Genomic DNA, 12,959 nt, shown 5'->3' on the forward strand with positions numbered 1-12,959 from the left:
GGCGCGCCCCCGGCGAGGCGCGTCACCCGGCGCGGGCGAGCTCGTCGCGCGCCTCGGCCGTGATCTCGAGCGAGCGCACGCGCGCGGCATGATCGAAGATCGACGAGCTCACCATGAGCTCGTCGGCGCGGGTGCGGGCGATGAACGCGTCGAGCCCCCGCCGCACGGCCTCGGGCGAGCCCACGACCGTGCAGGACAGCGCCTGATCGAGGCCGGCGCGCTCCATCGGGCTCAGCTCGCGCTCGAAGCCGTCGACCGGCGGCGGCAGGGGCCCCGGCCGGCCGCGGCGCAGGTTGACGAACGCCTGCTGCAGGGACGTCGACAGCCGGCGGGCCTCCTCGTCGGTGTCGGCGGCGAACACGTTGATCCCCAGCATGACGTGGGGCTGCGCGAGCTGCGCCGAGGGGCGGAACTCCCGGCGGTACACCGCGATCGCCTGCGCCATGTGGCCCGGCGCGAAGTGCGAGGCGAAGGCGTACGGGAGCCCCAGCGCCGCGGCGAGCTGCGCGCCGAACAGGCTGGAGCCCAGGATCCAGATCGGCACGTCCAGACCGGCGCCGGGCACGGCCTGCACCAGCTGGCCAGGCTCCGCCGGGCGGAAGTAGCCCATCAGCTCCAGGACGTCCTGGGGGAAGCCGTCGACGTCGCCGGCGAGGTTGCGCCTCAGCGCGCGGGCGGTGACCGGGTCGGTGCCGGGAGCCCGCCCGAGGCCCAGGTCGATGCGCCCGGGAAAGAGCGACGCCAGCGTGCCGAACTGCTCGGCGATGATCAGCGGCGCGTGGTTCGGCAACATGATCCCGCCCGCGCCGACGCGGATCGTCCGGGTGCCGCCGGCGACGTGCGCGATCACGACCGCGGTCGCGGCGCTGGCCACGCCGCCCATGTTGTGGTGCTCGGCCAGCCAGAAGCGACGGTAGCCGAGCCGCTCGGCGTGGCGGGCGAGGTCGAGCGTGTTGCGGAAGGCCTGGGAGGCGTCTCCGCCCTGGACGATCGGAGACAGGTCGAGAACGGAAAAGGGAATCATGTCGGACACCTCGCTCGACTGTTGCACGCCGAGGACGGTTGCGGGAGCGCCCGGAGGCCGGCGCTGCTCGAGGCGCGGCGGCGCCCTCGCTCCGGCGCTCCGGCGGTCCCGTCCGCCCGGCGTCCCGGCCCCGCGACGCCCGGGCCGCCTGGAACGGCCATGACGCGGCCGCGCCCGCTGTACTACGCTCGGGTCGTGCGCCGTACCGCCTCGCCGCTGCGCCGGCTCCCGCAGGTCCTGCTCGTCGTCGCCGCCTCGGCCGCCGCGCTCGCGCCGCCCGGGGACGCCGCCGCGTTCCTCTGGCCCAACGTGCCGGAGCAGATCGCGCGCGCGCTCACGTCGGGCGACGTGTCGGAGCGGCGCCTCGCCGCGACCCGCGTCGGCGAGCTCGCCCCGGAGACGGCGATCGCGCTCATCCAGAAGGGCATGAGCGATCCGGACGTCGAGGTGCGGCTGCACCTCGCCGGGGCGGCCGTTCGCTTCCGGATGCCGCGCGCCGGAGACCTCGTGATCGAGTGGCTCGGCGAGGGCGACGCGCGCCTGCGGCTCGCGGCCTGCGACGTGATCCGCGCCGCGCCCACCGACCGGTCCGTCGTCGCCCTCGGCCGGGTGCTCGGCGATCCCGACCCGCACGTCCGCCTCGCCGCCGCCGCCGCCATGGGCGCGGCGGGGCTCCCGGACGCCGTCTCGCCGCTGCTCGGCCACCTCGACGACACCGCGCCGGAGGTGCGCGCGGAGGTCGCGCGCGCGCTCGGCCGGATCGGCGACGCGCGCGCCGTCGTGCCGCTCATCGGCAAGGTGCAGGACTCGGTCCCGGAGGTCCGCCGGGCCACGGCGCGGGCGCTCGGAGAGCTCGGGGACGCGCGCGCGGTCAGCGCGCTCATCCTCGCGCTCCAGGACGCATCCCAGGACGTCCGCGTCGAGGCCGTGACCGCCCTCGGCCGGCTGCGCTCGGACGAGGCGACGTCCGCGATCGCCGATCTCGTCGCGGCGTCGCCGCTGCCCACGGGCGCGTTCCTCGGAGCGCGCCCGACCGACAGCGGCACCTCGAGCAACGACGTGCGCGAGGCGGCGCTCCGGGCGCTCGGCCGCATCGGCTCCGACGCGGCGGTGAAGGTGCTGCTCGCGGCGCTCGCGAAGGACGACCCCGCGGCGCCGCGGTCCGCGGTCCGCGACGCGCTCGTCACCGCCGGGAGGCCGCCGGCGGCGCCCGCGGCGGCTGCGCCCGCTGCGGCGGCGACGCCCGCGGCGGCGGCGGCGACGCCCGCTGGGGCACCGACGCCCGCGGCCTCGGCGACCCCCGCGCCGTCGGCGGCGCCCGCTCCTGCGCCTCCGCCCGCCGGCGGCGCGGGGAGCGCCGTCGGCGCGAACGCTCGCAAGGGCACCGCCGTCCCCGCGCTCGTCGCCGCGCTCGCGGCCGCGCCGTCGCCCAACACCGCGGCGGGCGCCGCCCTCGTGCTCGGCGAGCTCAAGGCCAGGGAAGGGCTGCCCGCCATCGTCCGGGCGATGCAGCGCGGCGTCGTCCCGCTCCGGCACGGGCTCCGCGCCCTCGGCGCGCTCGGCGACCCCGCGGCGCTGCCCAGCGTGCTCGAGCTGCTCGGCGACGCCGATCCCTCGGTCCGCCGCGAGGCGATCCGCGCCGCGACCGCGCTGCTCGATCCCGCGCGGCCCGACGGGCGCGCGGTCGACCCCGCGCGCGCCCTGCTCGTCGACCCGGCCACCCCGCCCGACGAGAAGCTCGCCCTCGTCCAGCTCCTCGGCCGCACCGGCTCGCCGCGCGCCCAGGGGGTGCTGCTGCCCCTCGCGAAGGCCCGCTCCGCGCCGCTCCGCCTCGCCGTGATCGAGGCGCTCGGCGCGGCGCGCGCCGCCGGCGAGCTCGGCGCCGCCGTGGACGCCGCGCTGCTCGAGGCGCTCGACGACGAGTCGGCCGACGTGCGCCTCCGCGCGGCGATCGCGCTCTCCCGCGTCGCCGGCCCGGGGAGCGCGCGCGCGCTGCTCGAGCGCCTCACCGTCGCCGCCGAGCAGGACCGCGGCGCGCTCGGCATCGCCCTCTCGGGCGCGCTGTCGCGCGTCCCGGACGACGCCAAGGGCGCGAAGGACGGCGACAGCGCGGGCCTCGCCCGCGACGTCGCGGCCGCCGTCGCGAGCGCGCCGGACGCCGCGCGCGACGCGCTGCTGGAGGGGCTCGGCCGCATGCCCGGGCAGGCCGCGGGCGCCGCGCTCGCGCGGATGGCCTCGGCGGCGCCGATCGACGACCGCCGCAAGATCGCCGAGGCGCTCGCCGGGCACGCGGGGCACACGGGCGCCGCCGCCGCGCTCCGCAAGCTCGCGGGCGATCCGGATCCGGGCGTCCGCGCCAACGCGGTCTGGTCGCTCGGCGCCGTGGGGGACCGGGACGCGCTGCCGCTGCTCCAGCCGCTCCTCAAGGACCCCGACGCCGCCGTGGCGGGCAACGCGGCGGGCGCGATCGGGCGCGCCGCGGGCCGCGCCGGCCAGCCCGCGCGCGCGGCCGCGGCGCTCTGCGGCGCGCTCGCCGACGCGCGCCCCTACGTGCGCGCCAACGCCCTCGCCGGCCTCACCGTCGCCCGCGCGCGCTGCGACGGCGCCGCGGCCCGCGACCTGCTCGCGCGCGACCCCGCCGAGGCCGTCCGCCTCGCCGCCGCCGACCACCTCGCGCAGGGCGGCGCCGACGCCGATCGCCGCGCGCTCGCCCGCTGCGCCAGCGAGGACCGGAACGCCTCGGTCGCGGGGCGCTGCGCCAGCGCCGCCTCGCCCGGCGCGCCGCCGGCCGGCGCCGAGGATGTCGCGGTCTTCGTCGTCCCGTTCGACGCGGGCCGGGGCGGCTCGCCCCGCGACGCGCCGGTCCCGCGCGCCCCCTTCGCGCTCGTGCGCGCCGACGGCCTCCTGCGCCTCGGGGTCGCCGATCGGCGCGGGGAGGTCTTCGAGCGCGGCGCTCCCCGAGGGCCGCTCCGCCTCGCCGTCCCGGCGCCGCTCGTGAAGTGAGCCCGCGCCCGCCGCGCTGAGCCGTTCGCCATGCGCAGCCGACCCGACGTCGAGCTCCGGATGTCCAGGACCGTCCACCCGGGCGACGTCGTCCTCGTCGAGCTCGTGCTGCGCAGCCGCGCGAGGACGCCTGTCGACTCCGTCGAGCTCCACCTGGAGGGCATGCAGATCGCCCGCGTCGAGGAGCGCGTCCTCGTGCCGCCCCACTTCCTCTCGCTCGTCGCCCGCCTCGCGGGGGAGACGACGCTCCCCGAGGGCGAGCAGCGCTACCGCGCGAGCTTCCCGCTCCCGGCCGACGCGCCCTGCTCGTACCTCGGCACGCGCGCCGAGATCCGCTACGGCATCACGCTCTCCATCGCGATCCCGTGGTGGCTCGACGTCCAGGAGTCGTACGAGGTGCTCGTCACGCCGCGCCCGGGCACGCGCCCGCCCCGCTCGCCGGTCGCGGGCACCACCGCGCGCGGGGACAGCCCCTTCATCGAGGTCTCGCTCGACGATCAGGTCTTCGCGCCCGGCGACGAGATCTCGGGGGCGGTGGCGCTCGGCAACGTGCAGGGCCGCGGCGTGCGCGGCATCGAGATCTCGCTGGTCGGCGTCGAGCGCCTCCTCAGCGGGGGCCCCGACGCGTCGAACCGCGCGACCGAGGCGCACCGCTTCACCGCCTTCCGCCGCGCGGACAGCCGCGACGAGGGGCGGGAGCTGCCCTTCCGTTTCCGGATCCCCCGCTCCGTCGCGCCCTCGTTCGACGCCGGGTGGGTCGCCCTCGTCTGGGGGCTCGAGGTGCGCGTCGAGCTCGCGCGCGCGGACGGCGTCGTCCACACGACGCCGCTCGTGCTCGGCGTCTTCGACCGGCCGCCCGGCCTCGGCGCGATCCGCCGGCAGATCGGCTCGGGGCGGTGGCGCGCGGTCTGGGGCGCGGTCGGCGCGCGCCACGGCCTGTCGCTCGATCCGCTGGAGCTGCGCCTCTCGGGCGCGCTCTCCGGCTGCGCGGCGTCGGTGTGGATCGACGCGGGCTCGTCGTCGAGCGGCGCGCTCGTGGGCGAGCTGCGCTGGCCGTCGTGGGGGCTCGACCTGGACGTCGGCGTGAAGCGCTTCCTGCTCGCGCTCGCCTCCGAGGACGACGAGGGCTTCGGCCGCCGCTACCGCGTGCGTGGGCGCGACCCCGGCCAGGTCCGCGCCGTCGTCGCGGGGCCGCTGCGCAGGGCGCTGCTCGCCTTCGACGACGTCCGGCTCGACGACGAGCACGTGTCGGTCCGGTCCCGCACGCCGGGCCACGACCAGCCGTGGCTCGGCGCGTTCCTGGACCACCTCGCCGCGCTGGCGGCCGAGATCACCGCGGCGTCCGCGCGCATCCCGCCGCCCACGCCGATGGCCGGCATGCGCCCGGCGTGGGAGCGGTTCGCGGCCGAGGTCCACGGCCGCTTCGAGGTCGGCCGCATGCGCATCCGCGACGCGCAGCTCGACGGCGCCACGTTCCACATCGACACCTGCTTCGAGCGAGGCCCCTACCCCGAGCGCTCCGAGGTCACGCTGGTGCTCGATCCGCCCCTCGACGCGGCGCTCGACCCCGACGATCCCGAGCAGCTGCGCGCGGCCTCGCCCGGCGCGCGCGAGGCGGTGAAGCGCCTGCGGGCCCGCACGGACGCGCTGCGGATCGCGCCGCACGCCATCGTGATCACGGTCCCGGCGCCGCTCGAGGACCCCGCGACCCTGCGCGATCTGCTCGGCGCGCAGCTGCACTTGTCGGCGCTCCTGCGCGGCCGGCGCGTCGCTCGCCCGTACCGCTGAGGCGCCGCGGGCGGGCAGCGTGGAACCGCGGAAGGAGCGGGAAGAAAGCGGGAAGAAGAGGAAGCGGGCAGGGACCGGGGCGCGTGAGCGCGAGGCGCGAGGCGCTAGGGCAAACGGCGAGGTCCGGGAATCCCCTTACGGCGGGCGGCGTGCCGATTCCACACAAAGCGCCGGCTGATCCGGGCTAGAGTCTCCGCCCATGCTCGACAAGCTCTCTCGCCAAGAACGCCTCCAGCTGATGCGGTTCATCTGCTCGTTCGCCTGGGCCGACCTCCAGGTGCGCGAGCAGGAGCGCGCGTTCGTGCGCAAGATGATCCTGCGGCTCCAGCTCGACGAGGAGGAGGCCAAGGAGGTGCGCAGCTGGCTCGAGGTGCCGCCCGCGGCCGACGACCTGGATCCGATGAAGATCCCCCGCGCGCACCGGCAGCTCTTCCTGGCGGCCGCGCGCGAGATGATCTCGTCCGACGGCGAGATCGGCGAGGAGGAGCGCGAGAGCCTGAGCCTGCTAGAGCAGCTCACGCGGTGACCGGGGCGCGGCGCCTCGGTCGATGGATGATGGGTCGGTGATGAGTGGAACGATGAGCACGATGGCGCAGGGAGGGGCCGGCGAGGGCCGGGCCCCGACGGAGATGGGAGCGAGCTCGACCGAGAAGCCGTGGGTCGGCGTGATCATGGGGGGCAAGAGCGACTACGAGCACCTCGCCGTGACGAGCGAGCTGCTCACGCAGCTCGGCATCCCGCACGAGGTGCGCGTCGTCTCGGCGCACCGCACGCCGGACCGGATGTTCGAGTACGCGAGCACGGCCGCGGACCGCGGCATCGAGGTGATCATCGCCGCCGCGGGCGGCGCCGCCCACCTGCCCGGGATGGTCGCCGCGAAGACCGTGCTCCCGGTCATCGGCGTGCCCATCCCCGCCACGGCGCTGAACGGCATGGACGCGCTGCTCTCGATCGTCCAGATGCCCAAGGGCGTCCCGGTCGCCACGATGGCGATCGGCAAGCCCGGCGCCGCCAACGCCGCCCTGTTCGCGGCGGCGATCCTGTCGGGCAAGCGCCCCGAGCTCCGCGAGCGCCTCGCCGCGTTCCGCAGCGCCCAGGAGGCGTCGGTGCTCCGCGACTCGGTCATCGTCTAGCCTCGTCCAGCCTCACCCAGCCTCACCCAGGTTCTCACAGGTCCCAGAAATGCCCATCGCTCCCGGCTCTACGCTCGGTATCCTCGGCGGCGGTCAGCTCGGCCGCATGACGGCGCTCGCCGCCCGCACGCTCGGATACAAGGTCCACGCCCTCGACCCGGATCCGGACTGCCCGGCCCGCTCGGTGCTCGATCGCTGCATCGTCGCCTCGTTCGACGACGCCGCGCAGGCGGCCGAGCTCGCGTCGCAGTGCGACGTGGTGACGCTCGAGATCGAGAAGGTCGCCACGGCCGGGCTCGCGGCCGCCGCGCGGTTCGCGCCGGTGCGCCCGTCGGCCGACGTGCTGGGCATGGTGCAGGACCGCGGCGTCCAGAAGAGCTGGCTGTCGAGCAACGGCTTCCCGGTGGGCCCCTTCCGCGAGGTCGCGACGAGCGCGGAGCTCCTCGCGGCCACGCGCGCCATGGGCGGGGCGTGCTTCGTGAAGTCGTGCGTCGGCGGGTACGACGGCAGGGGGCAGCTGCGGCTCTCGGGGGGCGCGTCCCCGGGCGGCGGCGACGACCTCGAGCGCGAGGCGGCGGCGCTCTTCGGATCGCTCGGCGGCCAGCGCTGCGTGGTCGAGCAGGCGCTCGATCTCGAGGCCGAGCTCTCGGTGCTCGTCGCGCGGAGCCCGAGCGGCAAGCTGGCGGTCTACCCGCCGGCCCTGAACCACCACCGCGACCAGATCCTCGACTGGTCGCTGCTGCCCGGCCCCCTCTCGGCCTCGGTGACGGGGCAGGCGGTGCAGATCGCGCTCGATCTCGCGGTCGGCCTGCGGGTGGAGGGCCTGCTCGTGGTCGAGCTCTTCCTCCTCAAGGACGGCCGCCTCCTCATCAACGAGCTCGCCCCGCGGCCGCACAACAGCTACCACGCCTCCGAGGTCGCCTGCGCGACGAGCCAGTTCGAGCAGGCGGTCCGCGCCGTCTGCGATCTGCCGCTCGGCTCGGTCGAGGTCGTCCGCCCCGCCGCGATCGTCAACCTGCTCGGCGACGCGTGGCTCGACGGCGCGCCGCCGCCCTTCGAGGCCGCGCTGGAGATCCCGGGCGTCCGGCTCCACCTCTACGGCAAGCGGATCGCCCGGCCGGGCCGCAAGATGGGCCACCTCTCGGCCACGGGCCGCACGCCGGAGGAGGCGCTCGTCGCCGCGAAGCTCGCGATGGCCCGCCTCTCGGCGCACGCCGGCCTGCCGCTCCCCAGCCGGTAACGGCCTCTCGCGCCGCGCGCGAGGCTCTCACCAGGTCACCACACCACCCCACGCCCTCCGAGCATCCTCACGGCCTGTCGGCGCCGTCGCGCCGATCTCGTCGCGTCGATTCATGAGCCGCCGGCGAAGCGGGGCGCGACTGCTCGCCCAGGACAACCAGTGCGGGTGGGCCGGCGACGACCGCCCGCGGAGAGGCGGGACGATGGGTAGATCCTCATTCGTGGTGTTGGCGTGCGCGGCGGCTGCGCTCGGAAGCGCGTCGTGCGGGGGGACGGATGCGGGCGACGACGCCACGCCGGGCGAGAGCCCGCAGTTCTCCGTCGACGCCCAGGGCGGTGTCTTCACCGCGGAGGACGGCTTCACGATCGAGGTGCCCCCGGGCGCGGTCAGCGCGGCGACGGCGCTCACCATCGAGCGCGTCGAGGCCACGCGCGACGGCGCGGTGGGGCCCATGTATGTCCTCGGCCCTGAGGGGCAGACGTTCACCAAGCCGATCACGCTCACGCTGCCGATCACCGTCGAGCTCGAGGCGGAGCTCGGGGAGAACACCTTCCTCGACGCCTACGGCTTCACCGCGCCCACCGGCTCCGACGACTTCACCCCGATGGATCGTCACGACCCCTCTTCCGCCGGCGTCATCACCGAGACCTCGCATTTCTCCAGCTTCTTTGCCGGGATGATCCCGCCGACGGCGATGGCGACCCAGCACTACTTCCCGAAGGCGATCGCCGCCGACGACGCCTACCTCTATTTCGCGAGCGGCGGCACCGAGGATACCGCGCCCGAAGACTCGAACGACGGCTTCATCTATCGCGTCAAGAAGGGCACCACCGAGGCCGAGGCGATGACGCCGCCGGATCCCGACCCCACGGCGCTGTGGGTCAACGACACCGACGTGTACTGGGCGAGCGGCGGCGACAACGATCCGGTCATCCCGTCGGGGATCAAGCGCGTCAACAAATCCACCCTGGAGATGGAGACGCTGGTCGAGGTCGGTTATCTGCTGAGCCTCATCGGCGACGAAACGTCGATCTATTTCGGCGACGGCGATGGACACAACATCTACAAGATGGCGCTCGACGGCGGCGAGCCCGTCGTCCTCGCGGAAGGCGCCGGCAAGCCCGAGCACCTCGCGCAGGACGCGGACCACATCTACTGGACCGGCGGCAAAGCGACCAACAAGGTCTACAAGGTGGCGAAGTCGGGCGGGGAGGTGACGGTCATCGCCGAGAACGAGGCGGAGCCGGCCGGGATCGCGGTGGACGCGGCGTTCGTCTACTGGGCCAACGCCGGCGACGGCGGCGTGTTCAAGGCGCCGATCGCCGGTGGGGCGAAGACGCTGATCCATCAGGGGGGCTCGATGGCGGGGCTGGCCCTCCGGGGCTCGACGCTGTTCTCGACGGACACGAGCCGGAACCGCAGCGTCAACGCGCACGATCTCGAGGGCGGCTCGACCGTCGTGCTCGCGCTCGGCCAGCACTTCGCCTGGCGCATCGTCGCCCCGGAAGGTCAGGACGTGTTCTGGGCGAGCGGCGGCGATTACCGCTTCGAAGGCCAGGTCGTCGCCTACCGCGCGCCTTGATCGCCCGCGCCCCGGCGGCGAGCCCGAGCGCGCGACAGCAGGGGCGAACGCGACCGACGGTGCCTGTTCGTCCTCGCCGCGCTCCTCCGCCGCGGCGGCGCCGGAGGCCGCGTCGCGCGCTCTCCTGAGGCCGCTCGCCGTCGCGCCGCGCGGCGCGGCCCGGGGGGGCTGGGCGCGTTGACGGCGTGAGACGTCCTCGCGTATCTATGCATGTTCGATGCAGATCACCCTCGCGAGCGCCAGGCTGCGAACCGCGCTGTTCGCCTCGATGGCGGCGGTCGCGGGGGCCGGGCTCGCCGTCGAGGTGCTCAAGCCGATCCTCGAGCTGAAGGGCCGCAGCGGCGTCGTCCCGCTCCTCTCGCTGAGCTACGAGCAGAATGTGCCCACGTGGTACACATCGTGTCTGCTGTTCGCGTGCGCTCTCACCCTCGCGGCGATCGCCGCCGGCGCCCGCCGCGGGGGCCGGTACGTGAAGCACTGGTGGGGGCTCGCCGCGGCGTTCCTGTACATCTCGCTCGACGAGGTCGTGGAGATCCACGAAGCCGCGAGCTCCTGGCTCGATCTGGGCGGGGTCCTGTATTTCAGCTGGGTGATCCCGGCGGCCGTCGTGGTGGCGGCGTTCGCGCTCGCGTACCTCGGGTTCCTCGCGCACCTCCCGCGCGGCACCCGGAACCGGTTCTTGCTCTCGGGCAGCATCTATGTCGCCGGCGCCCTCGCCCTGGAGCTTCCGCTCGGGTACTGGACCGAGCAGGCCGGGAGCAACAACCTCGTTTACGCGCTCATCGACTTCGTGGAGGAGTCGATGGAGATGCTGGGCCTGAATCTCTTCCTCCTGTCCCTCGTCGACTATCTCGCCGTGCAGGGGTGGACGATCGGCTTCTCGCCAGCAGCTCCGGAGCCGGGTTCCGCCCCGGTCGAGCGTGCGGCATGAGCGCCCGGGCCGAGCCCGCGTCTCCCGCGCCCCCCGCCGCGGGCAGGGCGGCCTATATCGTCGGCCCCGGGTACGACTGGGCTTTCTTCCTGCTCCCGCCGCTCGTCGCGCTGGCCGCCGGCGCCTTGATCGCGGGGACGCCGTTCACCGACGCGCGGTTCCGGCTGTACGGGGAGAAGGTCACGTGGGCGGGGCTCTTCATCGGGACGCTCATCCACGGCCACCTCGCCGCGGTGCTCCTCCGGAGCCACGGCAACGCGGAGATCTTCCGGCAGCACCGGCTCCGCTTCCTCGTGGCGCCGGTCGCCCTCTTCGCCGCGATGATGCTGTCCCTGTGGGCCGTCGTTTGCGTGACGGTCCTCGTGGTGTTCTGGGACGTCTACCACTCGGCGCTCCAGACGTTCGGCCTCGGGCGCATCTACGACACCCGCGCGGGGAACGCGCCGGCGCTCGGCCGCCGGCTGGATCTCTGGCTCAACCTGCTCCTCTACGTCGGCCCCATCCTGGCGGGCGCGACGATGATCCTCCACTTCCAGAGCTTCGACGCCTTCGAGGACGTGGGCGCCGCGCTCTTCGCCTCCGTCCCGGGGCTGATGGAGTCGCACCACCGCATCATCCGCTGGTGCGTCATCGCCGCAGGGACCTCGTTCCTGGTCTATTACGCGCTCGCGTACCGCTCCCTGTACCGGCGGGGCTATCGGGTGTCGTTCCCCAAGGTGTGGCTGTTCGTGACCACGGGGCTCTGCTCCATCTACACATGGGGGTTCAACCCCTGGGGACAGGCGTTCTTCATCATGAACCTGTTCCACGCCGTGCAGTACCTCGCGCTCGTCTGGTGGTCGGAGGGCGGCCGCCTCCGCCGGCGGCTGCGCCTCGACGCGCGCCGCGCCGGCAAGCCGATCGCGGTGGCCGTCTTCCTCGGGGGCGTCCTCGCCTACGGCGTGTGGGCCGAGCTCGCGCCGGCGGAGGACCGCGCGCTCTGGTCGCTCACGCAGACCGTCGCGCTGATGCACTTCTGGTACGACGGCTTCATCTGGTCCGTGACCCGCAAGCAGGTGTGAGGCGGCATGCGGACCATGAGCACCTCGGGACAGTTCTATGGCCGCGCGGCGCCGCGCGGCGCCGCCGGCGCGTCCGTGGCGCGGGCGGACGGCCACGCGGGCGCGGCCGCTCTGGTGCGATGCGGCCGGCTCACCCGGCCGCCGTTCGGTGGACTCCGCATTTGAAGCGCTCGATCCGGGCTTTGCCAAAGAGGGATGTATGCGAATCCAAGGTTGTCTCCGCTCCGTGCTCCTCTCGCTCGCGGTGGTCTCCACGGCGCTCGTCGCGCCCGCCTGCAGCAAGTCGCCGCAGATCACGGCGGAGAGCATCGAGGACAACTGGGCGCTGACGGAGCAGCACGAGCCCGGCTCCGTGGTCATGACCGTGGCCCAGGACGGGCAGGTGACGGTGCTCGTGAAGGACAGCGACGGCAAGCCCATCCAGGAGGGCGTGTCGGGCAACCTCACGGTCAAGGTGCCTGGCAAGGACGGCGCCGCGGTGAAGGCGGAGCTCGTGCCGGAGCCCAAGTCGGGCGGCGTCCTGCGCGCCAAGATCCCGCCGCTCGAGGACGACCTCACCGAGGTGAGCTACGAGTTCAAGGTCAAGGGCGAGCCGTTCACGGGGGTGCTGCACGTGCCGCGCGGCGGGACCCGGGAGCTCCAGGAGAGCGCCAAGGAGAACCAGGCGACCAAGGTCGATGGGATGAAGGGCCCGAACGGCGGGGTGCTCCAGCCGGTCGGGGACGACATCGTGGAGATCGTCGCCGACAAGGAGACGGGCGATCTGCGCGTCTACGTGCTCGATCTCAACCTCAAGCCGGTCCCGATCGGCGAGCGCGAGATCAAGCTGGCCATCCAGACGGCGTCGGGCCCCGACGTCATCGTGCTCGCGCCCGGGCCCGATCGCCTTTACTTCACGGGCAAGCTGAACGTGAAGGTCAACCCGACCAAGATCACGGTGGTGCTCAAGGAGGGCGGGCACACGGATGTGGTCCTCTGCGGCTACCGTCCGGGCTCGGTGATCGTGGTCGGCCCGAGCGCGCCGGTGATCGGCATCCTGGTCGCCACCGCGTGGGCCGTGAAGGTCAACGTGAAGCCCACCGTCGTGGTGCACGACGACGACGACGACGACGGCCGCCGGGTCATCGTCATCCACAAGGGCAAGCACAAGGGGAAAGGCAAGGGCAAGTGGCGCTGGAAGTGAGGGAGCCCGGCGCC

10 protein-coding genes are annotated in these 12,959 nt (G+C 74.5%); 9 read left to right on the forward strand and 1 reads right to left on the reverse strand.

The window, feature by feature from the left end:
• Positions 1-22: 22 nt before the first annotated feature.
• The gene (locus WME83_RS11455; protein WP_437319304.1) at positions 23-1,024 is read right to left on the reverse strand and encodes an LLM class flavin-dependent oxidoreductase; all 1,002 of its coding nucleotides are present in this window, start codon (positions 1,022-1,024) and stop codon (positions 23-25) included.
• Positions 1,025-1,219: 195 nt separating this feature from the next.
• Here WME83_RS11455 and WME83_RS11460 point away from each other — a divergent pair, with 195 nt between their 5' ends.
• From WME83_RS11460 to WME83_RS11500, 9 genes are all read left to right on the forward strand, one after another.
• Positions 1,220-4,027, forward strand: coding sequence for a HEAT repeat domain-containing protein (locus WME83_RS11460; protein ID WP_437319305.1), 2,808 nt, complete (start codon positions 1,220-1,222; stop codon positions 4,025-4,027).
• 30 nt (positions 4,028-4,057) lie between these two features.
• Entirely contained in the window at positions 4,058-5,815 is a 1,758-nt protein-coding gene (locus WME83_RS11465) for a hypothetical protein (protein ID WP_437319306.1), read from the forward strand.
• Between the two features lie 199 nt (positions 5,816-6,014).
• A complete protein-coding gene (locus WME83_RS11470; RefSeq protein WP_437319307.1) occupies positions 6,015-6,341 on the forward strand; it encodes a TerB family tellurite resistance protein in 327 nt (108 codons plus the stop codon).
• A 52-nt stretch (positions 6,342-6,393) separates the two neighbouring features.
• The gene (gene purE / locus WME83_RS11475) at positions 6,394-6,948 is read left to right on the forward strand and encodes a 5-(carboxyamino)imidazole ribonucleotide mutase (RefSeq protein ID WP_437319308.1); all 555 of its coding nucleotides are present in this window, start codon (positions 6,394-6,396) and stop codon (positions 6,946-6,948) included.
• A gap of 49 nt (positions 6,949-6,997) precedes the next feature.
• Positions 6,998-8,188, forward strand: coding sequence for a 5-(carboxyamino)imidazole ribonucleotide synthase (purK, locus tag WME83_RS11480; RefSeq protein ID WP_437319309.1), 1,191 nt, complete (start codon positions 6,998-7,000; stop codon positions 8,186-8,188).
• Between the two features lie 202 nt (positions 8,189-8,390).
• Positions 8,391-9,770 carry a DUF5050 domain-containing protein gene (locus WME83_RS11485; RefSeq protein ID WP_437319310.1) on the forward strand — a complete coding sequence of 460 codons (1,380 nt, stop codon included), beginning with the start codon at positions 8,391-8,393 and terminating at the stop codon, positions 9,768-9,770.
• Positions 9,771-9,987: 217 nt separating this feature from the next.
• Entirely contained in the window at positions 9,988-10,701 is a 714-nt protein-coding gene (locus tag WME83_RS11490) for a hypothetical protein (RefSeq protein ID WP_437319311.1), read from the forward strand.
• Positions 10,698-11,762, forward strand: a complete 1,065-nt coding sequence (locus WME83_RS11495) for a hypothetical protein (RefSeq protein WP_437319312.1) — start codon at positions 10,698-10,700, stop codon at positions 11,760-11,762. Before WME83_RS11490 ends, WME83_RS11495 begins: the two co-directional genes overlap by 4 nt.
• Before the next feature lie 199 nt (positions 11,763-11,961).
• Positions 11,962-12,945 carry a hypothetical protein gene (locus WME83_RS11500; protein WP_437319313.1) on the forward strand — a complete coding sequence of 328 codons (984 nt, stop codon included), beginning with the start codon at positions 11,962-11,964 and terminating at the stop codon, positions 12,943-12,945.
• Positions 12,946-12,959 lie beyond the last annotated feature (14 nt).

Source organism: Sorangium sp. So ce385 (assembly GCF_051474135.1).
Classification (GTDB): Bacteria; Myxococcota_A; Polyangia; order Polyangiales; family Polyangiaceae; genus Sorangium; species Sorangium cellulosum_D.